Origin of the sequence: Streptomyces sp. NBC_01224 (assembly GCF_036002945.1) — a bacterium.
In the GTDB taxonomy this organism is placed as follows: Bacteria; Actinomycetota; Actinomycetes; order Streptomycetales; family Streptomycetaceae; genus Streptomyces.
Genome location: NZ_CP108529.1, coordinates 1,063,497 through 1,085,303 on the forward strand (window position 1 = coordinate 1,063,497; position 21,807 = coordinate 1,085,303).

Annotated in this window: 17 protein-coding genes and 2 pseudogenes; 7 read left to right on the top strand and 12 right to left on the bottom strand. The window is 70.1% G+C overall.

The genetic code is table 11. The features are described from left to right. Positions 1-106 precede the first annotated feature (106 nt). Positions 107-700 (top strand): isopentenyl-diphosphate Delta-isomerase, encoded by a 594-nt coding sequence (gene idi / locus OG609_RS04700; RefSeq protein ID WP_327271596.1) that lies wholly within the window; start codon positions 107-109, stop codon positions 698-700. Between the two features lie 39 nt (positions 701-739). On the opposite strand, the gene OG609_RS04705 is transcribed toward idi, so the two are convergent. Together OG609_RS04705 and OG609_RS04710 are read right to left on the bottom strand one after the other, a co-directional pair. Further along, positions 740-1,195, bottom strand: coding sequence for an ATP-binding protein (locus tag OG609_RS04705; protein WP_327271597.1), 456 nt, complete (start codon positions 1,193-1,195; stop codon positions 740-742). A gap of 167 nt (positions 1,196-1,362) precedes the next feature. Further along, positions 1,363-1,635: pseudogene (locus OG609_RS04710) on the bottom strand (DUF308 domain-containing protein); the annotation flags it as partial. An 80-nt stretch (positions 1,636-1,715) separates the two neighbouring features. Here OG609_RS04710 and OG609_RS04715 point away from each other — a divergent pair. Then, positions 1,716-2,474, top strand: coding sequence for an enoyl-CoA hydratase/isomerase family protein (locus OG609_RS04715; protein WP_327271598.1), 759 nt, complete (start codon positions 1,716-1,718; stop codon positions 2,472-2,474). A gap of 11 nt (positions 2,475-2,485) precedes the next feature. On the opposite strand, the gene OG609_RS04720 is transcribed toward OG609_RS04715, so the two are convergent. Together OG609_RS04720 and OG609_RS04725 are read right to left on the bottom strand one after the other, a co-directional pair. Then, positions 2,486-3,124 carry a DJ-1/PfpI family protein gene (locus OG609_RS04720; RefSeq protein WP_327271599.1) on the bottom strand — a complete coding sequence of 213 codons (639 nt, stop codon included), beginning with the start codon at positions 3,122-3,124 and terminating at the stop codon, positions 2,486-2,488. Positions 3,125-3,143: 19 nt separating this feature from the next. Next, entirely contained in the window at positions 3,144-4,106 is a 963-nt protein-coding gene (locus tag OG609_RS04725; protein ID WP_327271600.1) for a GlxA family transcriptional regulator, read from the bottom strand. A gap of 134 nt (positions 4,107-4,240) precedes the next feature. Between OG609_RS04725 and OG609_RS04730 the strand changes: the two genes are divergently transcribed. After that, entirely contained in the window at positions 4,241-5,104 is an 864-nt protein-coding gene (locus tag OG609_RS04730) for an SCO6745 family protein (protein WP_327271601.1), read from the top strand. A gap of 124 nt (positions 5,105-5,228) precedes the next feature. Next, positions 5,229-7,661, top strand: a complete 2,433-nt coding sequence (locus tag OG609_RS04735) for a Tex family protein (RefSeq protein ID WP_327271602.1) — start codon at positions 5,229-5,231, stop codon at positions 7,659-7,661. 140 nt (positions 7,662-7,801) lie between these two features. Here OG609_RS04735 and OG609_RS04740 read toward each other — a convergent pair whose 3' ends face one another. The 4 genes from OG609_RS04740 to OG609_RS04755 form a co-directional block, all read right to left on the bottom strand. After that, positions 7,802-9,439, bottom strand: coding sequence for an ABC-F family ATP-binding cassette domain-containing protein (locus tag OG609_RS04740; protein ID WP_327271603.1), 1,638 nt, complete (start codon positions 9,437-9,439; stop codon positions 7,802-7,804). 50 nt (positions 9,440-9,489) lie between these two features. Beyond that, positions 9,490-9,741 carry a hypothetical protein gene (locus OG609_RS04745; RefSeq protein WP_327271604.1) on the bottom strand — a complete coding sequence of 84 codons (252 nt, stop codon included), beginning with the start codon at positions 9,739-9,741 and terminating at the stop codon, positions 9,490-9,492. A gap of 118 nt (positions 9,742-9,859) precedes the next feature. Further along, positions 9,860-11,173 (bottom strand): M14 family metallopeptidase, encoded by a 1,314-nt coding sequence (locus tag OG609_RS04750; RefSeq protein ID WP_327271605.1) that lies wholly within the window; start codon positions 11,171-11,173, stop codon positions 9,860-9,862. Next, entirely contained in the window at positions 11,170-13,179 is a 2,010-nt protein-coding gene (locus OG609_RS04755) for a Xaa-Pro dipeptidyl-peptidase (RefSeq protein ID WP_327271606.1), read from the bottom strand. The genes OG609_RS04750 and OG609_RS04755 overlap by 4 nt, the downstream gene beginning before the upstream one ends. A 211-nt stretch (positions 13,180-13,390) precedes the next feature. On the opposite strand from OG609_RS04755, the gene OG609_RS04760 reads away from it, so the two are divergent. Both OG609_RS04760 and OG609_RS04765 read left to right on the top strand, forming a co-directional pair. Continuing rightward, the gene (locus OG609_RS04760; RefSeq protein WP_327271607.1) at positions 13,391-14,875 is read left to right on the top strand and encodes a M1 family metallopeptidase; all 1,485 of its coding nucleotides are present in this window, start codon (positions 13,391-13,393) and stop codon (positions 14,873-14,875) included. Positions 14,876-15,035: 160 nt separating this feature from the next. Beyond that, a pseudogene (locus tag OG609_RS04765) lies at positions 15,036-16,081 on the top strand (LacI family DNA-binding transcriptional regulator). On the opposite strand, the gene OG609_RS04770 reads toward OG609_RS04765, so the two are convergent. Beyond that, positions 16,044-16,967, bottom strand: coding sequence for an oxygenase MpaB family protein (locus OG609_RS04770; protein ID WP_327271608.1), 924 nt, complete (start codon positions 16,965-16,967; stop codon positions 16,044-16,046). The pseudogene OG609_RS04765 and the gene OG609_RS04770 overlap by 38 nt on opposite strands. 290 nt (positions 16,968-17,257) lie before the next feature. Between OG609_RS04770 and OG609_RS04775 the strand changes: the two genes are divergently transcribed. Further along, positions 17,258-18,208 carry an oxygenase MpaB family protein gene (locus tag OG609_RS04775; protein WP_327271609.1) on the top strand — a complete coding sequence of 317 codons (951 nt, stop codon included), beginning with the start codon at positions 17,258-17,260 and terminating at the stop codon, positions 18,206-18,208. A gap of 178 nt (positions 18,209-18,386) precedes the next feature. On the opposite strand, the gene OG609_RS04780 is transcribed toward OG609_RS04775, so the two are convergent. The 3 genes from OG609_RS04780 to OG609_RS04790 form a co-directional block, all read right to left on the bottom strand. Next, on the bottom strand, positions 18,387-19,019 hold the full coding sequence (locus OG609_RS04780; protein WP_327271610.1) for a TetR/AcrR family transcriptional regulator: 633 nt from the start codon (positions 19,017-19,019) through the stop codon (positions 18,387-18,389). A gap of 315 nt (positions 19,020-19,334) precedes the next feature. Continuing rightward, positions 19,335-19,811 carry a macro domain-containing protein gene (locus tag OG609_RS04785; RefSeq protein WP_327271611.1) on the bottom strand — a complete coding sequence of 159 codons (477 nt, stop codon included), beginning with the start codon at positions 19,809-19,811 and terminating at the stop codon, positions 19,335-19,337. 45 nt (positions 19,812-19,856) lie between these two features. After that, the gene (locus OG609_RS04790) at positions 19,857-21,692 is read right to left on the bottom strand and encodes an AMP-dependent synthetase/ligase (protein WP_327271612.1); all 1,836 of its coding nucleotides are present in this window, start codon (positions 21,690-21,692) and stop codon (positions 19,857-19,859) included. Positions 21,693-21,807 lie beyond the last annotated feature (115 nt).

A 21,807-nucleotide genomic window follows, 5' to 3' on the forward strand; every position in this document is an offset into this window, starting at 1 on the left:
CGGACATGCCAGGACCCGAAGTGCGGACAAGCGGCTTTTGTACGGCAGACTTGAGCGGACTCGACGGGACCGGCGCACGGGGCCGGGACCATAGCGAAGGATGGGTATGCCGACCACACCAGCCACCGCGGCGAACAGCTCGTCGAACGGCACAGCAGAAGCGATCATGCTCGAACTGGTCGATGAGAACGGCACCACCATCGGTACGGCGGAGAAGCTCGCCGCCCATCAGCCGCCCGGTCAACTGCACCGGGCCTTCTCGGTGTTCCTCTTCGACGAGCAGGGCAGGCTGCTGCTGCAGCGCCGCGCGCTCGGCAAGTACCACTCCCCCGGTGTCTGGTCGAACACCTGTTGCGGCCATCCCTACCCGGGTGAGGCGCCCTTCGCCGCCGCCGCCCGGCGTACGTACGAGGAGCTGGGGGTCTCTCCCTCCCTGCTGGCGGAGGCGGGCACGGTCCGCTACAACCACCCCGACCCGGCCTCCGGCCTGGTGGAGCAGGAGTTCAACCATCTCTTCGTGGGAATGGCGCAGGACCAGTTGCACCCGGACCCGGAGGAAGTCGGCGAGACCGCGTTCGTGACAGCCGACGAGCTGACCGAGCAGCATGCCCGGGCGCCGTTCTCGGCCTGGTTCATGACCGTGCTGGATGCCGCACGACCGGCGATCAGGGAGCTGACCGGACCGTCCGCCGGCTGGTAGCGAGCGGAGGGCACCGGGTGCCGCAGCGAATGCGGGTGGTCAGAGCTGCGGGCGCAGCGGCAGTGCCGCCCAGATGATCTTTCCGCCGCCTGCGGTGTGTTCCACATCGCAGGCGCCGCCCGCTTCCCGGGTGATCTCCCGGACCAGGAGCAGGCCGCGCCCGCCGGTCTGCGCGTAGTCCGTCTCAAGGGCCGTCGGACGGTAGGGGTGGTTGTCCTCGACGGACACTCTGACCCATTCCGCGCCGACGGCCACCTCGACGGCGAGTTCCGGCGAGAGCAGCGCGGCATGCTTCACGGCGTTGGTGACCAGCTCGGAGACGATGAGCAGCAGGCCCTCGGCGATGTCGTCGTCCATCGGCACGCCCTGGCGGTTCAGCAGATCGCGTACAGCGTGCCTGGCCTGCGGTACGGAGACGTCCACGGCCGGGGCGGTGAACCGCCAGACTCCCTCGTACGACACGGGCCGGGCGGGGACACTCCCGCGGCTCTCCATAGTCCGGTACCCGCTCTCGACTCGATGGTGACTGCACGTCGAGTACAGAGTGCGGGGCGCAGTTGGCCCAGACCGTGCTACTGCACAAAAGTCGACTTCTATCGACAGGTTTTGACCGGACAAGCTCGAAACCATCAGCTCCTGGACCGGTCCTGATCCTCTCCGGTGTGCGCGTCCGGCAGCTCTCCGGCAGCGATGTTCAGTGCGGCCACCACGACGCCCAGCCAGAAGTAGTTGGTGCCGCGGGACTCGACGGCGTGGAGCAGCCCGACGAGGCCGCCGATCAGCAGAAGCCGGCCGAAGAGGAGCATCGAGGTGAGTGTCGCGACCCCGGTGTAGACGAGGCCGACCAGCCCGGCCACGACGAGAAGGGCACCGAGCAGCGCCAGCCAGCCGAAACTGCGGCTCAGCTTCTTGCCCTCGACTGCGGGATCGGCCACGGGAAGCGCCTCACGGTGCGTGCCTGTTCGGCGACCCCTTCTTGATCATAGGTTCGAACCGTACGGATAGCATCCGGCGCATGGACCGTACGGAACCCCGGCTGGAGCACACCGTCGCGGGCGGTGTCGCCACTGTCGTCATCAGCAACCCCGCCAAACGCAATGCGATGACGGCCGCGATGTGGAGCGCGCTGCCCGCTCTGCTGGAGCGGCTGGCCGCCGACCCTGCGGTCCGGGTGCTCGTGCTGACGGGCGCCGGCGACACCTTCTGTGCCGGTGCGGACATCTCCTCGCTCCGGGATCCGGCGGGCGATCCGCAGGCACTCGCCGTGGCGGCCGAGGAGGCGCTGGCCGCCTTCCCCAGGCCGACGCTGGCGGCGGTCCGCGGCTACTGCGTGGGCGGCGGCAGCCAGCTCGCGGCCGCCTGCGATCTGCGGTTCGCCGAGGAGGGTGCGTCGTTCGGCGTGACACCGGCCAAGCTCGGGATCGTGTACGCCGCGTCGTCGACCCGGCGGCTGGTGGCGCTGATCGGGCCGGCCGCCGCGAAGCATCTGCTGTTCTCCGGCGAGCTGATCGACACCGCACGGGCGCTGCGGACCGGTCTGGTGGACGAGGTGCTGCCGGCCGGTGAGCTGGACAAGCGGGTCGACTCGTACGTACGGACCCTGGCAGCGCGCTCGCAGCTGACGCAGGCGGCAGCGAAGGAGTTCGCCACAGGCCGCGAGGACCGGGACGCCTACTGGGCGGAGCAGGCGCGGCGCAGCGGCGACACCGCGGAGGGTGTCGCCGCGTTCCTGGAGCGGCGCGCGCCGCGCTTCACCTGGACGACGGGGTCGTGACGCCCCCGCGGCTACTGCTCAGGGATGAAGCGGCTCTTGCCGCGGAACTCCTCGACCAGTGCCGCCGGGGCCTTCGCCGGTGAGCCCGCGTCGTACGGCGGCTGCGGGTCGTACTCGGTCAGCAGCTGTACGGCCATGGCGTGCTCGTCGTTCGCGATCCGGCCGAGCAGGGTGAGCCCCATGTCGATGCCGGAGGAGACGCCTGCTGCCGTGACGTACTTGCCGTCGAAGACGACGCGTTCGCCGGTCGCGTCCGTGCCGAAGCTCTTCAAAATGTCCAGCGCGAGCCAGTGCGACGTGGCTCGGCGGCCCTTCAGCAGTCCGGCCGCGGCGAGCAGCAGCGAGGGGGTGCAGACGGACGTGGTCCAGGTGCTGGTGGCGTCGGCCGTGCGCAGCCAGCCGAGCAGCGCCTCGTTCTCCATCTGGTCGCTCTGGCCGGGGCCACCGGGGACGACCACCACATCCGGTGCAGGCACGTCGGCGAAGGTCTTGTCGGCGACGAGCGCGAGGCTGCCGTTGTCGTTGCGCACTGGTCCGGTCCGTTCGGCGACGAACACGGTCTCGGCGCCGGGGGTGCGGGCGAGCATTTCGTAGGGGCCCACGGCGTCGAGTGAGGTGAAGCGGTCGAAGAGGACGATGGCGATCTGCATGGGGGTTCCTTTCGTTCGGTCAGTCGATGGCGGGCTGGGTCCAAAAGCGTCGCCGGTATTCGGCGGGTGCCGTGCCGAGGGCCTTGGTGAACGCGCGGCGCATGGCCTCCGGGGTTCCGTAGCCGCAGGCGCGTGAGATGCCGGTTACGCCGTCGGTGGTGTCCTCCAGCAGCCGACGGGCGTGTTCGAGGCGTACCCGGTCGACGTAACGGCCCGGTGTGAGGCCCGTCTCTGCCTGGAAGGCGCGGGCGAAGTGGCGGGGCGAGAGGCGGGCGCGGGCGGCGAGCGCCTCGACGGAGAGATCGTCGCCGGGGTGCTCGGTGATCCAGTGCTGGACCTCGCGCAGCGGTTCGCGCCGGGCGGTCTGGGCGGTGAGCTGGACGCTGAACTGGGCCTGGTTCCCGGGTCTGCGCAGAAAGACCACCAGGTGGCGGGCGACGGTGAGCGCGATGTCCCTGCCGTGGTCCTCCTCGACGAGTGCGAGGGCGAGGTCGATACCGGCGGTGACTCCGGCGGAGGTGGCCAGCCTGCCGTCGCGTACGAAGATCGGGTCCGGGTCGACCTCGACCGCCGGGTAGCTGCGGGCGAGGTGCTCGCAGACCGTCCAGTGCGTGGTCACCCGATGCCCGTCCAGCAGTCCTGCCGCGGCGAGCAGCAGCGCACCGGTGCAGACGGAGACGAGCCGTTCGGCGTGTGCGGCGTGGTCCCGTAGCCAGTCGACGAGCGCCGGGTCGGGGGTTCGAGTGCCCTCGCCGCCCGGGACGAGGAGGGTGTGCGGCGGTTCGGCGTCGGCGAGGCCGCCGTCCGGGACGAGGGTCAGGCCGCTGCTGGTACGGACCGGAGCGCCGTCGAGGGAGGCGGTGCGCAGTTCGTACCCGGCCCCGGGGAAGCGGGAGGCCCCGGCGAAGACCTCCACCGGGCCGGTCACATCGAGGCTCTGGACGCCGTCGAAGAGGACGACGAGTACGGATCGCTGCGTCATGACTGCCATCCTGGGCAACCGGGAGCATGGCCGCAATGACGAAAAGCCCACCTTTTCTGCCAGGCCGGGGCTCGCACGGATTGGGCGTCGCCCCGGGGTTACGGGACGTACCGACCAGTCGGTAACGTTCTCGCATGACTACTCTGCCGCCGCGCGCCGGACGCCGCTGCCACAACGCCATCAACCCGTTGCACTCGACCGTCTACTTCTCCCCCGACCTCGGCAAGGAGCTCCGAGAGCTCGGCATCGACGACTCGAACGCCGCCTACTTCGCCGCGCGCGGGGCGGCTCTGGGCGCCGTCGGCCCCGGCACGGTCACCGCGGCCTTCTACAACTTCAACCACGACCTCGTCGCCCGGCACCTGCCCGCCGTATGGTCCGTCGCCTCGCCGCAGGCGGTCCTGGACGCCCGGCTGCGCGCAGCCGACTCCACGCTGCGCCGACTGCTGGGCGAGGAGATCATCACCTCCCCCGAATTGGCCGAGGCGGCCGGACTGGCGCTCCGCGCCGCCGAGGCGTGCACCCGACACGCCCGGCCGCTCTACGCCGCCCATGCCGATCTTCCGGTGCCCGAGCAGCCGCATCTGGCGTACTGGCACGCGGGGACGCTGCTGCGCGAACACCGCGGCGACGGCCATCTCGCAGCTCTCCTCGCTGCCGGTCTCGACCCGGTGGAGGCCCTGGTCAGCCACACGGCGACCGGCAAGGGAATGTCCCCGCGCTGGGTCCTCGCCACCCGCGGCTGGCGCCGTAGCGACTGGGAGGAGGCGTCCGAGCGGCTGCGCGGGCGTGGACTCCTGGACGGCGAGGGCGAATTGACAGCGGCGGGTGTCGCGCTGCGGGCGGATCTGGAGGACGCCACGGACCGGATGGACCAGGCCCCGTACGAGCATCTGGGCGAGGAGGGTGTGGCTCGGCTGACCGAGCTGGCGCGCGGATTCCTGTTCACGGCGGCCTCGGCGGGCGCATTCCCGGCCGACCTGATCGGCAAGGGCTGAGCCGCCGACCGGCGGACAAGTGGGGTGGTCGGGCGACACGGCGCCCGACCACCCGGCACAATGCAGGCGAAGGGGCCCCGCCCCGGTAAGCACAGCCAGTACGAGAAGGCGAGTCGGTAGAACCGTGACGACGTCCATCGAAGGCAGGATCGCCGAGGAGCTCGGCGTACGCGAACGGCAGGTGAAGGCGGCCGTCGAGCTGCTCGACGGCGGGTCGACCGTGCCGTTCATCGCGCGCTACCGCAAGGAAGCGACCGAGATGCTCGACGATGCGCAGCTGCGCACGCTCGAGGAGCGGCTGCGGTATCTGCGGGAGCTGGAGGACCGTCGTACGGCGATCCTCGACTCGGTACGCGAACAGGGCAAGCTGGACGAGGCGCTGGAGGCGCAGATCCGGGCCGCCGACACCAAGGCGCGCCTTGAGGACATCTATCTGCCGTTCAAGCCCAAACGGCGCACGAAGGCTCAGATCGCCAGGGAGGCGGGGCTCGAACCGCTCGCCGACGGCCTGCTCGGCGACCCGTCGGTGGAACCGCTCGCCGCCGCAGCCGCCTTCGTCGACGCCGACAAGGGTGTCGCGGACGGTGCGGCCGCGCTGGAGGGGGCCCGCGCCATCCTCACCGAGCGGTTCTCGGAGGACGCCGATCTGATCGGTGAGCTGCGTGAGCGCATGTGGTCGCGCGGGCGGCTGGCCGCCAAGGTGCGGGACGGCAAGGAGGAGGCGGGGGCGAAGTTCGCCGACTACTTCGACTTCGCGGAGCCGTTCACCGCGCTGCCCTCGCACCGGGTGCTCGCGATGCTGCGGGGCGAGAAGGAGGACGTGCTCGACCTGGTCATGGAGCCGGAGGAGCCCTCCCAGACGCCCGGCCCTTCGACGTACGAGAACATGGTCGCCCGGCGCTTCGGGGTCAGCGACCGCGGCCGCCCCGGCGACAAGTGGCTCGGCGACACCGTGCGCTGGGCCTGGCGGACCCGGATCCTGGTGCACCTCGGTATCGATCTGCGGCTGCGGCTGCGTACGGCGGCGGAGGACGAGGCGGTACGCGTCTTCGCGTCGAACCTGCGCGATCTATTGCTTGCCGCGCCGGCCGGGACTCGGGCCACGCTGGGGCTCGACCCCGGTTTCCGCACGGGTGTGAAGGTCGCCGTCGTCGACGCGACCGGCAAGGTCGTCGCGACGGATGTCATCCACCCGCACGTCCCGGCGAACAAGTGGGACCAGTCGCTGGCCAAGCTGGAGCAGCTGGCGAAGGCCCACGCCGTCGACCTGATCGCGATCGGCAACGGTACGGCGTCCCGCGAGACCGACAAGCTCGCCGGTGAACTCATCGACAAGCACCCCGAGCTGAAGCTCACCAAGGTGATGGTGTCGGAGGCGGGCGCGTCGGTGTACTCGGCCTCGGCCTTCGCCTCGCAGGAGCTCCCCGACATGGATGTGTCGTTGCGCGGCGCCGTCTCGATCGCGCGGCGGCTGCAGGACCCCCTCGCAGAGCTGGTGAAGATCGACCCGAAGTCGATCGGTGTCGGCCAGTACCAGCACGACCTGTCCGAGGTGAAGCTGTCGCGCTCGCTGGACGCGGTCGTCGAGGACTGTGTGAACGGTGTCGGTGTCGACGTCAACACCGCGTCGGCGCCGCTGCTTTCACGGGTCTCGGGGATCGGCTCGGGGCTCGCCGAGAACATTGTCGCGCACCGTGATGCGAACGGGCCGTTCCGGTCCCGCAAGGCACTCAAGGACGTGGCGCGGCTGGGCCCGAAGGCGTACGAGCAGTGCGCGGGCTTCCTGCGCATCCGGGGGGACGATCCGCTGGACGCGTCGAGCGTGCACCCGGAGGCGTACCCGGTGGTCCGGTCGATGGTGAAGCGGACCGGCAGTGACGTCGCCTCGCTGATCGGTAACACGAGTGTGCTGCGGTCACTGCGGGCCGACGACTTCGTGGACGAGAAATTCGGTCTGCCGACCGTTACCGACATCCTGAAGGAGCTGGAGAAGCCGGGGCGTGACCCGCGCCCCGCGTTCAAGACGGCCACCTTCAAGGAGGGCGTCGAGAAGATCGGTGATCTGGCGTCGGGGATGGTGCTGGAGGGCGTCGTGACCAATGTCGCGGCGTTCGGTGCGTTCGTGGACATCGGTGTGCATCAGGACGGCCTGGTGCACGTGTCGGCGATGTCACGCACCTTCGTGAAGGATCCGCGGGACGTCGTGAAGCCGGGCGACATCGTGAAGGTCAAGGTCATGGATGTCGACATTCCGCGGAAGCGGATCTCGCTGACGCTGCGGCTGGACGACGAGGCGTCGGCGGGGGGCGCGTCCCAGGGCGGCGGGCCCAGGCGGGAGCGGGGCGAGCGAGGCGGCCAGGGTGGTGGCCAGGGTGGCCGGCCGCCGCGGCAGAGGCAGGGGCAGGGCGGTCAGGACCGTGACCGGCGCGGTGGCGGTGGCGGTGGCGGTGGCTCTGCCCGTCCGGCACCGGCGGCGGCGCCGGTGAACAGCGCGATGGCGGATGCGTTGCGGCGGGCCGGGCTGGCGGATCCGAAGCAGGGCGGTAAGAGGGGCTGACGTCGGGGGTGGGTGTGGGTGGGGTGCGGTCCACTGTGCGGGGCCCTTCCCTCCCCCACCCGCCCCTTCCCGAAGCCGTGGCTCTGCCTCGGACCCCGCTCCTCAAACGCCGGACGGACCGAAGATCCCTGAGGAGCCCCTCACAGCTCCTTCACCTTGCCGTCCACCACCTCGACGCGCCGCGTCGTCCGTACCGCTTCCAGCATTCGGCGATCGTGCGTGACCAGCAGCAGCGTCCCCGTGTACGACTCCAGCGCCGATTCCAGCTGCTCGATCGCGGGCAGATCGAGGTGGTTCGTCGGCTCGTCGAGGACGAGGAGGTTGACGCCCCTGCCCTGGAGCAGGGCGAGCGCCGCCCTCGTGCGTTCGCCCGGTGAGAGTGTCGTCGCGGGACGCATCACATGGTCCGCGCGCAGGCCGAACTTGGCGAGCAGCGTACGGACTTCAGCCGGTTCGGTTTCGGGGACGGCCGCGCAGAACGCCTCCAGGAGCGACTCCGAGCCGTGGAACAGCTTGCGCGCCTGGTCGACCTCTCCGACCACCACTCCCGAGCCGAGCGTCGCGTGCCCGGCATCCAGCGGCAGGCGGCCCAGAAGCGCGGCGAGGAGGGTGGACTTGCCCGCTCCGTTGGCACCGGTGATGGCAACCCGGTCCGCCCAGTCGATCTGCAGGGATGCCGGGCCGAAGCTGAAGTCGCCGCGTACGGCCTGCGCTTCGCGGAGTGTTGCCACGACCGAGCCGGAGCGGGGTGCGGCAGCGATCTCCATCCGCAGTTCCCACTCCTTGCGCGGCTCGTCGACGACATCGAGCCGTTCGATCATGCGCTGGGTCTGCCTGGCCTTCGCGGCCTGCTTCTCGCTCGATTCGCTGCGGAACTTGCGGCCGATCTTGTCGTTGTCGGTGGCCTTGCGGCGGGCGTTCTTGACGCCCTTGTCCATCCAGCCGCGCTGCATCTGCGCGCGGCCTTCGAGGGCGGAGCGCTTGTCGGCGTACTCCTCGAACTCCTCACGGGCATGTCTGCGAGCCCGCTCGCGCTCCTCCAGATAGGCCGCGTATCCGCCGCCGTACAGGTTGATCTGCTGCTGGGCCAGGTCCAGTTCGAGGACCTTGGTGACGGTACGCATCAGGAATTCGCGGTCGTGGCTGATGACGACCGTGCCTGCGCGCAGCCCGGAGACGTAGCGCTCCAGCCGCTCCAGGCCGTCCAGGTCGAGGTCGTTGGTGGGCTCGTCGAGCAGGAAGATGTCGTAGCGGGAGAGCAGGAGGGAAGCCAGGCCCGCGCGGGCTGCCTGGCCTCCGGAGAGCGCGGTCATCGGCAGGTCGAGGCCGACGGTCAGTCCGAGGTCGGCGGCGACCTCCTCGGCGCGCTCGTCCAGGTCCGCGCCGCCGAGAGCCAGCCAGCGTTCCAGCGTCTCGGAGTACGCGTCGTCCGCGCCCGGCGCCCCGTCGACGAGCGCCTGCGTCGCCTCGTCCATCGCGGTCTGGGCGTCGGCGACGCCGGTGCGGCGGGCCAGGAACTCCCGCACGGTCTCCTGCGGACGCCGTTCCGGCTCCTGCGGGAGGTGGCCGACGGTGGCGGTGGGCGGGGAGAGCCGCAGCTCGCCCTCCTCCGGCCGGTCGAGTCCGGCGAGCAGTCGGAGCAGGGACGATTTACCGGCGCCGTTGACACCGACGAGACCGATCACATCACCGGGCGCGACGACGAGGTCGAGTCCGGCGAAGAGTGTGCGGTCGCCGTGTCCGGCGGCGAGGTCTTTGGCGACGAGAGTGGCAGTCATCAGGGTGTCGATCCTAACGGCGGCCACGGAGGGCGGAGCAGCCCGGCCGGTCACGGTTCGCAGAGTTCGCAGAGCAGGTGCGGGCGCGGGAGCGGATGGTGGGGGGCGGCGGTCGTCGTCACTCGTCCTGCGGGCTCGGTGGCCGTGTTGAGCATGGAGCTGGAGACGTCCTCCAGCGATTCGGTGGCGGTGGCTCCCCAGATCACGAAGGCGGGAGTGAGGGCGGCGGTGACCGAGAACACCACCCGGTCGGTCGTGGGGTGCCGGTCCCGGTCCGGGTCACCGGGGAGGTCCGCCGTCACCGGCAGATCCCCCGGCCACCCGTTCTCTGTTCGTCCTGCGACACGAATGGCACGTTTCACGGAAGCTGTGATTTCACTCTCCGCAGTCAGTGCTACACGTGGCGCTCATCTCATGGGATCAACAAGCAGTATCGGCTTGACCGTTTGCGAGGTGATATGTCGCCCGCTCGTCCAGGAGGAGCGGGATCAGATTCCGGGCCGACTGCCGCAGCGGTACGTACGCTCCGTCACCGTCGGGCCGGGAGGTGACGCCGTGCAGGGCGAGTTCGTCCTTGATGTCGTCGAACTGGGTCTTGGTGAGCCGGTATCCGCACGGCGGGTCCTGAAGGACCTGACCGGCTTGGGGTGACTCGTTGTCGGCACCGCCGAGATAGATGGGACCGCGGTCCTTGAGCCCCGCAGCGCGGGATGCGGCGGTGGCGGCCTCGATCCGGCCCCGCCGCTCCTCGGTGAAGGCGAACAGGCCATCCAGTGCGGCGAGTTGTGAGTTCACTCGGCGTCGGCTGTTGAGTGCCGGGTCGGCCTTCTCGGCGTCGGTGAGCGCGTCGACGCGGGATTCGATGAGCAGGCCGACGGCGTGCTTGATACCGGAGGTGTTGCGCAGGATGCGCTCCTGTCCGTCGCCCGCGGTCTGTTTGATCGGGTCGCCGGTGACCGGGTCGGTCCAGATGCCGTAGAGGCCGCTGCTGTAGCCGGCCTCCTTGGCGGTGGGACGTACGTACCCTTCGGCGAGGGTCTGCGATTCGCCGTGCACCCGGTCGGAGGCGTTGAGGTTCCGGGGCCACAGGACGAAGAGGTCCTTGTCGTAGTACGGCGGGGTGGCCCCGTACTCGTGCAGGTCGTAGATCACATCGGGCTTCCGGTCGCGGATGACCGCCGCCATGGCACGGGCCTCGGCGGTCTGCAGCGCGATGTGGTCGCGATTGATGTCGACGCCGTCGGAGTTGCCGCGGGTGTTCGCGGCGCGTCCGTCGGGGTTGGCGGTGGGCACGACGAGGACATTGGTACGGGAGAGGAAGGCGCGGGTCGACCGGTCCTGGGCGTAGGCCAGATCGCGAATGGTCGTCAGACACGCTTCGCGACCCGACGGTTCGTTGCCGTGCTGACTGCAGATCAGCAGCATCGTGTTCGCCTTGGCGCGATGGTTTCCGATCCGGACGAGCTGGAGTGGGCGGCCCTGCTTCGTCGTGCCGATCCGGTCGACGGAGACCCGATCGCTGCCCCGGTCGACGGTTGCCAGGAAGGACTGTTCCTCCGGCCGGCTGGTCCAGCGAGCCCCGTTGCTGATCTCGAAGCCGGTACGGGGCCGGGGCTGGGTGTGCGCGGCCTGGGCGGGCACGGTGACCAGGGGTACGGCCAGGACGGCGGCGGCTGCCGTCAGGACGAGGTTGCGGCGGACTGACCCGCGGGCGGTCGGGATACGGGGTGTCATGAGCGGCTGCCTCCCGGGATGCGGTGGGCGGGACGCGGTGGCGTCACGCCCTCGGAGTGGACTGCGCGGGGGGTGGCTGTCGCGGGTGCGGAACCCGCGGTGGCTCGCACGAAGGCTCCGGCGCCGCCGGTGAACGGCAGCTTCGCGGACGTACGGGCCAGGTCGAGGGTGAGCGTGGGCTCGGAGTCCGGCGGGTCGATGAGGTCCCGGTCGGTGCCGGCGACGATCAGGGCGAGGCGGTGTCCGGCCGGCACGACGTGGTCGGTGGCCGCCAGATCGATGGTGATCGTGTAGGCCCTGCCCGGGGTGAGGGGGCGGCCGTGTCCGGCGGAGGCGTAGGTGCCGAGGTCGGCCCAGCCGCGGCTGAGGACGGTCCGGTCGACGGCGGCCGTCCTGGCCCGGGTCTCCTTGAAGCAGGAGCTGTCCCCGGCGGTGCTCGCGCCCCAGCAGGTGCGGTCGGTGAGGGTGGTGATGCCTTCGCCGGACGAGCCGTAGTCGCGGATGGTGTCGGGGCCGATGTCCACGAGGACCGCGGAGAGATGAGCGGTCGATGTGGTCGGGGTGGCGGTGACGGTCACCGTGGACGATCCGGCCAGTCGCAGGTCCTGGGTGAGCGGCGCGGTGCGGAATCCCGTCTTGGCACTCGTGGTCCGGTCCAGGTCTGCGGCCCACTCCGTCTCGCTCTGCGCCGGGTCGTCGGTGAACGTCTCGGTGGCGCCGGGGCGGGCGGGCTTCAGGGCGAGGGTGCCGACGCCGGGCGCGTCGCCGGGGCCGGGACGCACGGTGGTGGTGTGCGTGGTGCGGGGCGGCCAGACCCTGTCGGTGGACCACTGGTCGGGGTGCCGTTCGATGTCGGCCATCGGTTCACGGTCGATGCCGTTGTCGTAGCCGAGGAGGTAGTGGTCGAACCAGCGGTGCAGCGTGTCGACCCACTCGGCGCGCCGGTAGTCGAACGGGTCGACGTGTCCGGTCTGCGAGAGCCAGATCTTGCGCTCCACGCCCTGGTCCGCGAGGGCGTCCCACCACTGGCCGAGGTGCTTGGTGCGGACGTTGAGGTCCTGCATGCCGTGTACGGCGAAGACGCTGGCCCGCACCTTGCGGGCGTCCTTCACGTAGTCGCGGTCGCTCCACAGCTTCGTCAGGTCGCCGGTGCGCGGCGCCTGGTCGACGAGTTGCTGCTGCACGGCGGCGCAGCGGTCGCGTGCCTCGGGGCTCTCCACGTAGCCGGAGAGCCAGTCGGGGCCGCTGTCGTAGAGGGGCGCGCCCTGGGCGAAGTAGTAGTCGTACCAGGAGGAGATGGCGCCGATCGGCACGATGGTCCGCAGCCCGTCCACGCCGGTCGCGGCCACACCGTTGGCGATGGTGCCGTCGTAGCTCTTGCCGATCATTCCGGTGCGTCCGTCGGACCAGCCGGCCGTGGCGCGTTCGCCGCCGGTGCGGGTGGTGTATCCGCGGGCGCGGCCGTTCAACCAGTCGATGACTGCCTTGGCGGACTGCACGTCGGAGCGGCCGCCGACGTCGACGCAGCCGTCGGAGCGATTGGTTCCGGCCAGATCGACGGCGACGAACGCGTAGCCGCGCGGCACGAAGTAGTTGTCGTAGTACAGGGGGAACTGGACCGGTCGGCCATCGGCGTCGTACGTCTTCAGCTGGCTCTCGTTGCCGCGGCCGCAGCAGGAGTAGTACGGGCTGGCGTCCATGATCACGGGGATCTTCCGGCCCTGTCGGGCGGGTTCGCCCGGCCGGACGATGTCGACGGCGACGCGGTCGCTCCTGCCGTTCCCGTCGCCGTCCAGTCCGGTGTCCACCCAGACGGATTCGCGCACGGCGTTCTCGTACGAATAGACCGGGCTGCTCTCCAGGGGCCCGCTCGCCACGGGCCCGCTCTTCCGAGGGCTCGCGCCCTGTGCACCTGCCGGTAGGAGCAGGACTGCCATCAGGGCGGCGACGGCCGCCACCACCAGCGATCTGTACGTCAAGCGGGTGCCCCGCGCACGTGTCGGCATGGGCGGAAGGTACCCCGGTCAACTCCTGGGCAACAGGGGGCGATCACCGATGAATATGACGTGCCCATGCGGGAAGGACGACCGTGTGCCATGTCGGCCGAATGGCGATCGTGTGACAGGAGCTGCCATGGACACGACTGATGCGGGGGTCGCTGAATAGTCTCTACGTGACGGTTCGAAAGATCCTTCGCCCCGACGAATTGGAGCATTCGTGCACCGCAGATTCATCGTCCCGAGCGCACTCGCGGCCTCCCTGCTGCTGGCGATCCCGGCCTCGGCCGCCGAAGGCACCGCGGGCGCCCCGGGCATCGGCGACCCCTACTACCCGGCCAGCGGCAACGGCGGCTACGACGTGTCCCACTACGACCTGCGGCTGAAGTACCAGCCCGCCACCGACCTGTTGGAGGGCACGGCGACGATCCTCGCCACGACCACCCAGGAACTCTCCCGTTTCAACCTCGACTTCGGGCTGGACGTCTCCGAGGTGCGGGTGAACGGCAAGAAGGCCGCCTACGCCAGGAGCGGCGAGCAGGAGCTCGAGATCACCCCGGCGGCGGCGCTGGCCAAGGGCAAAGCCGTCTCGGTGGTCGTGCGGTACGCCGGAAAGCCGTCGGAGGTGAAGATCAACGGCTGGACCTCCTGGGTCCGTACGCCGGACGGCGCGGTGGCCGCGCAGGAGCCGGAGTCGGCCGCGTGGTGGTTCCCCAGCAACGACCACCCGCTCGACAAGGCGACGTACGACATCTCGGTGTCCGTGCCGGACGGCACCCAGGCGATCAGCAACGGCACGCTCCAGTCGCAGAGTTCGAAGCTCGGCTGGACCCGCTACAACTGGCGCTCCGCAAAGCCGCAGGCGACGTATCTGACGACGCTGGCCATCGGCAAGTTCGACATCACCACCGACACCACGTCGGACGGGCTGCCGGTCGTCAACGCGTACAGCAGGGATCTCGGCGCCAACGGTGGTGCGGCACGCGCCAGCATCGAGCGGACCACCGAGGTCGCCGAGTGGCTGACGGAGGTCTTCGGACCGTATCCCTTCGACGCGCTCGGCGGGTACTCCCCCAATGTGACGAGCGGGTTCGCGCTGGAGACCCAGACCAGGCCGTTCTACAGCCCGAAACAGTTCGCGAACGGTGCGAACGTCTCCGTCGTCGTGCATGAGCTGGCGCACCAGTGGTACGGCGACAGCGTGTCCCTCAAGGGCTGGAAGGACATCTGGATCAATGAGGGCTTCGCCCGCTACAGCCAGTGGCTGTGGTCGGAGAAGGAGGGCGAGGGCACCGCGCAGGAGCTGGCGGACTACACGTACGCCCAGCATCCGGCCGACGACGCCTTCTGGACGGTGAAGCCGGGCGACCCGGGCCCGGACAACCAGTTCGACGCGGCCGTCTACGACCGGGGTGCGCTGGCGCTCCAGGCGCTGCGCAACGAGTTGGGTGACGAGACGTTCTTCGCGCTGCTGAAGGGCTGGCCGGCCGAGCACGCGTACGGGAACGCGAGCGTGGCTGACTTCGTGACGTATGCGGAACGGGTCTCTGGCAAACCGCTCGCCGGCTTCTTCGACACCTGGCTGTACCAGCCGACGCGGCCCCAGGCCCCGGCGGCGGCCGCGGCGCGCTCTTTGCGCGCAATCACGCAGCCCGCTTCATGGAAGCAGATCGCGGCCACGAACACGATTCACGACCACCACTGACGGTCCACGGATCGGCTCCGGGCACCGTCGCCCCGCTCTCCTCGGCGGGGCGACGGTGTCCGGCGGACGGCCGGGGCGGACGGTTAGGCCGATGGCGTCGGTGCTGTCCGGCCGGCCGCGGCCGTATCCGGCCCGATCCCGCGCGTACGAGGAGCGTCCCTTGCCCGGTCCGACCCCCGATTCCCCACGCGATGTCCGCCCCACGCTGGAAGCCGTGGCAGCCCTCGCCGGGGTCTCACGGGCGACGGCCTCCCGGGTGGTGAACGGCGGGGCGGGGGTGCGGCAGCCGCTCGTGGAACAGGTACGCAAGGCGGTCGCCGAGCTCGGCTACGTTCCGAACCACGCCGCGCGGACCCTGGTCACCCGGCGCAACGGCGCGGTCGCCGTGATCATCGACGAGCCGGAGTTCCGGATCTTCTCCGACCCGTTCTTCTCCCAGGAGATCCGTGGAATCAGCCGTGAACTGAGCGTGTACGACGCCCAGTTGGTACTGCTCCTGGTGGAGGGAAGCGGGGACTTCGACCGGGTCGCCCGCTATCTGGCCGGCGGCCATGTGGACGGCGCGCTGGCGTTCTCGCTGCACATGGACGACGAGCTCCCTTCAATCATCCGCCGGTTCCGGGTGCCCACGGTCTACGGCGGCCGCCCCGGCCGGGTGCCGCGTCCGAACTGGCCGTTCCCTACGTCGACTGCGACAACCGGGGCGGCGCAGCCGAGGCCGTACGCCATCTCGTCTCCCTCGGCCGTCGGCGGATCGCGCACATCGCAGGACCGCGCGACCAGACATCGGCACTCGACCGGATCGACGGCTACCGCGATGTACTGCCCGAAGGCGATCCGGCACTGCTCGCGGAAGGCGACTTCACCGTCGAGGGCGGCGCACGGGCGATGACGCAACTCCTTGAGCACCACTCCGATCTGGACGCGGTCTTCGCCGCCAACGACCTGATGGCCTCGGGTGCCCTGCGGGTGCTGCGCGAGCGCGGTCGCAGAGTGCCGGAGGAGGTGGCCATGGTCGGCTTCGACGACATGGTGTCGATAGCCGAGACCACCGATCCCCCGCTGACGACGGTCCGTCAGGACATCGAGGGAATGGGCAGGTTGATGGTGCGGATGCTGATGCGGCGGCTGAACGGCGAGGGCGAGGGTGACGAGCTCGAATCGGTGATCACGCCGACCCGGCTGGTGCACCGGGCTTCCGCCTGAGCTTCCCGTCGCCCCGGACGGCCTCGCGATGCGCCGCCCGCGCCCGGCGCGCGTACGGCAGATAGCGCAGCCGCTCGGGCAGCACGGGCACGACGCGCCGCACCGCCCCGCAGAACCGCCGCAGCTTCCGCTCCTGCGCATCCGTCCACTCGAGCCCGATCGCCGCCCGTGCGTCCGGCGGCATCAGGCCGATGGTCACGAAACGGCGGAACCGGGCCAGCGGCGGGAGCAGTACCGGCCACACCGCCTTCAGCAGCAGCCGGACGGGCAGCGGCCCCCGGTCCGGCGGCGGCACGGGGCGGTCGGTGGCGATCAGGTCCTCGACGACGACGGTCAGCTCGATCTCGTCGGCGAGCACCTTTCGGAAGTACGGCCAGAATTCCTCGATCGTCTGCGGCATGTCCCGGTCGTGAATGCCGAGGATCCTGCCCACCTGGAGCCACTCCCGGTACAGGGCCCGTTCCTGCGCGTCGGTGAGCGGCCGGACGAGATAGCGCGCGGCATGCTGGTAGACGGGGAAGCCCGTGGCGTGCACCCACGCATAGTTCGCAGGGGACAACGCATGGTAACGGCGCCCCCGGGTGTCGGTGCCCTGGATGGTGCGGTGCAGCTTGCGGAGCCTGCGGCCTTCCTCGGCGGCCGCCTCACCCCCGTACACCCATAGCTGGAGCGATCGCAGCGACCTCTCGCCGCGCCCCCACGGGTCCGTACGGAAGACGGAGTGTTCGTCGACGCCCGCACCGACCGCCGGGTGGGCGACCTGGAGAGTGAGGGCGGCAGGCAGCATCAGGAGGGCGCGGATGTCGCCGGAGAGGCTCCAGAGCACGCCGCCGGGCGGGGGCGGGGGCGGGGCGGGGGTGCCGCCTCTGGCTGCTTCGGTGTTCATGCGGTGCTCCCGGCGGTCGGCGGGGCGTGCGGCTCGGCGCCCGACCCTTGTGCGATCCAGTATGCGATCGCTTCCGGGCCGGTGCGCACGCGCCTCTGGGACGCCTTCTTCGGCTCTTGCGCGTCGACGGTGTTGACGCGACCGATGAAACAAGTCAATAGTATTTGTATCTTTGACTCCTCGGATTCGATGATCCATCAAATTCCTTGCAGATCAACGGAGTTGGACAAAGGAGGAGACGAGAGAAGCAGGGCTCGCCCGAACTCGGCACACGGACAGGGGGGCGCACCATGGGCCGTTACAGCCGTCTGCGCGAGATCCGCCGGATGGATCCCGCGCGCGATTACGCCGAGATCCTCCGACTGATCTCGCAGTACGAGTTCCCCTGGGACTACCGGCAGGGCGTGAGCGTCGCGTTCCTCCGCGACTACGGAGTCCCCCGGATCTCCGTGCTCCTCGACCGCACTCAGGAGTTCGAGCGGTCCGGGCAGAAGCGGTACGACGACACGGTGCTGTTCGGGTACGAGATGGCCGCGGACGGCTTCGACTCGGAGCGCGGCCGGGCCGCGGCGCGTCATCTCAATCGGATCCACGGCAAGTACCGCATCCCGAACGAGGATTTCCTCTATGTCCTCGCGACAACGGTCGTGGGCCCGAAACGCTGGATCGACCGGTTCGGCTGGCGCCCGCTGTGCGCGCAGGAGGTCCAGGCGCTGGCGGAGGTCGGCCGGAAGATGGCGGCGATGATGGGCATCGAGGGTGCTCCTGAGTCGTACGAAGGGTTCGAGCGGCTCCTCGACTCTTACGAGGAGCGGATGTTCGCGTACGACCCGGCCAACCGACGGGTTGCGAACGCCACGTTCCGGATCATGGCCAGCTGGTATCCGCGGCCGTTGCGCCCCCTCGTGGCGCGGTTCTCGCTCGCTGTGCTGGACGAGCGGCTGCTCGTGGCGCTGGGCTTCCGTCCGCAACCGCACTGGGCGCGGTCGTCGGCCGCGGGAGCTCTGCGACTGCGTGCGCGTTGCGTACGGTGGCTGCCGGCCCGGCCGCACTGGCTGCCCTCGCGCCCGCAGCCTCGTTCGTACCCCTTCGGCTGGCGGCTCGACGACCTCGGCCCGCACTGGGCGCGCAGCCGTCCTCTGGAGCCCCTGCCCGACGAGACGGGGCCCTTCCCCACCGCCGACGGCTCCAGGACGATTCTTTCGGATCATCCGAGGGCCCGGCCGACGACGGACGCGTGAAGCCGCCGAGACCCGCTCGGCGGCCGACCCGGAGGCGGTCGTCGTACCGGCCGATACCTGTGTCGCATATGAACCCGCTGGTGACACGGTCGTCACCCGAGTACTCCATCTCGACGGATCCGCGGGGACAAAGCGCCACGTGACCAGCCGGTTCCGGCTGTGATCCGGACGAAGCGGCCTAGCCCGCGGCAAGCAGCGGCACCAGATATCGGCGTGCGAACGCCCGCACCTGCGCGTCGTCGTCGAGCTCGAAACAGCTGACGGGGTTGAGGAGGAAGGAGACCGTGATCCGCACCATCAGCTCGGCGACCGGTGTCGGATCGCTCACCGGCCGGCCTTCCGCACGCCGGGCATGGCGCAGCCGGTCGGCCAGGTACTCACGGATGGCGAGGAAGGCCGGCCCGCTCTCCAAGGTCAGAAAGGGAAGCATGGTCTCGGGCTCCAGCCTCAACAGCCCGCCGATGAGCGGATGTTCACGAATGTGCCCGAGGACGGCGGCGAAACCCTCGACGAGCCGGTCCTCCGTCGTGGGCAGTGCGGCGACCGCATCGTCCACTTCCACGACGAAGCGCCGGTACTCGCGCAGCAGACAGGCCGAGACCAGGCTGTCCTTGTTGCCGATCCGCCGGTACACGGTGACCCGCGAGACCCTGGCGCGTTTGGCGACGTCATCGACGGTCGAACGGCGCAGCCCGAAGGTCATGAACTGCTCACGCGCTGCGTCGAGGATCTGCTCGCTCAGCACGTCGGACGGCGGCGTCTCGCTGAGCGCCCGGGCCAGCAGCGTCTCGCTCGTTCTCCGTGCCGCCATGGGCCCTCCCCGTTCCGCCGCTTCCACCCCACCTTAGAAGCCGATACACAGTGACCTGCCCCGTTTCTCTGTAACTCTCCCCCGCTCCAAGGCTCTTTCCCCTAAAGGCTGCCCAGGATCCCCCTCCGGGAGCTTCGCTCCGCAGGGACGCCCGGCGCGAACGAAGACACGTGGACGCCGGCTGCGCGCCGGGTGTCCCGCGGGGTCGTCCCGCACGGTTCAGATCCCGGGCGGCCTGCGGCCCGCCACGCAGCAGCGAACCGGCGGACCGTCGCGAACCTCTGCTCCGGATGGCAGCGCACCGGCGGCAGTGCACTAGTCGAAGTCGTACACCGTCACCGCTATTCCCCGGCTCAGCAGCCGCTTCTCTATCAGCGGCTCGATCCGGGACCACTTTCCGCCCGCCAACCCGCAGCCGATCCGCGGCATATGGACCGAAGCCCCCAGCTCGACGGCCCGGTCGGCCACGGCCCCCAACGCCGTGTCGATCGCCTCGTAGCGCACGGGTACCCCCTTGCTGCCCGTGCGCATCCCCCGCTGGCCCACCATGTTCGCCACCCAAAGGTATGGACTCACCTGGACGAACTGCGTCGCGCCCAGGGCGAAGTCGTTGCCCGCGCGCTCCCGGTGCCAGTGGCGGTAGGCCGTCTCCGGTTCGGGCCAGCGGCGCGAGACGGCCAGGACGAAGCCCTTGCCCCAGCCGCCCAGGTCGTTGCAGACATGCGCGATCAGCCTGACACCTTTGCCCTGTGGGGCGGTGGCGTCCCCCCGTACATACGTGATCTCCGACATGACACCAGCGTAGGAGCCACCACTGACAAGTGCCCCGGGGCCCGGTCAGTCCCGGCCGTCCTCCCCGTACAGCGCGTCGATCAACTCGCCGTACTTGTCGCGGATCACCCGTCGGCGCAGCTTCAGCGAGGGGGTCAGTTCGCCTGTCTCGGGACCCCATTCCTCCGAGAGCAGCCGGTAGCGCTTGATCTGTTCCGTACTGTTCAGCCGGGCATTGGCCGCCTCGACCGCTCGGGCGATCTCCTCCCGTACGGCCGGATGGCCGGCGAGTGCGGACGGGTCGGCGTCGATGCCGTGTGCCGCCGCCCAGGCAGGCGCCGTCTCGGAGTCCAGGACCAACAGCGCGACCAGGTAGGAGCGGCCGTCGCCGTGCACGAGGGCCTGGCCGATCAGGGGATGTTCCTTGAGGGTGTTCTCGACCAGGGCCGGCGAGACGTTCTTGCCCGTCGAGGTGACGATCATTTCCTTCTTGCGGTCCTTGAGCCAGAGGTAGCCGTCCTCGTCGATCCGGCCGATGTCCCCGGTCGCGAACCAGCCGTCCTTGTCACGGGCGTCGTCCACCGTCCCGTCGGCGCGCAGATAGCCGGTGAAGACCGTCCGCCCGCGCACCAGGATCTCGCCGTCCTGCGCGATCTTCAGTTCCAGGCCGTCCAGGGGCCGCCCAACCGAGCCGAGCCGGAAGGCGGACGGGCTGTTGCAGGTGCAGACCCCGACCGTCTCGGTCAGCCCCCACGCGTCCATGATCACGATACCGAAGCCGGCCCAGAAGCGGACCACGTCGAGTGGCATCGGTGCGGATGCGCTCGCCGTCCACACCAGCCGGTCGAATCCGGCCGGCGCCAGCAGCGGGTCCAGGATCGTGGACTTGGCCTGCTGGTACGCGGCTTCGAGCGCCGCCGGTGGCTGTTCGCCGCGCTCCCGGTACGCAACATGCTGCCGGGCCGTCGCGCCCGCCGCGTCGACCGCCGCACGCTGGTCCTCCGGCAGGGCGGCGAGGGCGGCCTGCAGAGAAGCTGCGAGCTTCTCCCAGACTCTCGGTACGCCGAAGAACTGGACCGGGTGCAGGGCTCGTGCCGCGGCCGCCACGGCTGCCGGGTCGGAGCAGAGATGGACGTGCGAGGCGCGGAAGACCGGCAGATAGATGCCGAGCATCCGCTCCGCGATATGGGCGAAGGGAAGGTAGCAGATGTGCTCGACGTGGTCGGGGAGCTCGACGACCCGGTCCAGCGCGAGGGCATTGAGGACCATGCTGCGGTGGGTGACCGGGACGGCCTTGGGATCACCGGTCGTGCCGGACGTGTAGACGACGGTGAGCAGGTCGTCGGCGCGGGACTCCCGCCAGGCCTTCTCGAACACGTCGGGCCGGTGCAGCCGGGCGCCCATGGCCGGCAGCGATCCGTACGCACGGTGGGGTCCGGCCTCGGCCGCCTCCACGACGACCAGCTTCTCCAGCCGTACGGTGTCCTCCGCGAGCAGCGGCTCCCAGCGCTCCCGTTCGCGGCTGCCCTCGACGATCGCGAACCGGGCGCGGCTGTGCCGGGCGATGTGTGCGATCTGTTCGGGGGCCGCGGTGCCGTACACACTGACGGGGACTGCCCCCAGGTGGGTGAGGGCCAGGTCGGACAGCCAGTGTTCGGGCCGGTCGCCCATCATCATGAGGACCTGTTCGCCGCGCTCCACACCGAGTGCGCTGTACCCGGTGGCGAGTACGGCGGTTCTGCGCCGCACCTCCTGCCAGGTGAGGGTCGTCCAGTCCGTTCCGTCGCCGCCGGCACGCCAGGAGAGCGCGGGGCGGTGGCCGTGGTCCTCCGCGTTGCGCAGGAGCAGAGCGGGCAGGGTGAGTTGCCCGGGTTCGGCGGGGAGTCGCAGGATCGTGGTCACGGCCGCCTCCTGTCACCATCGGCCGGACCGTGCGGGTCCGTAACGGAGGGGGACTGCGCTTGGATGCTGCCGGACACTTTCACAACAGTGGTGAGACAGCAATACTGTTGAACCT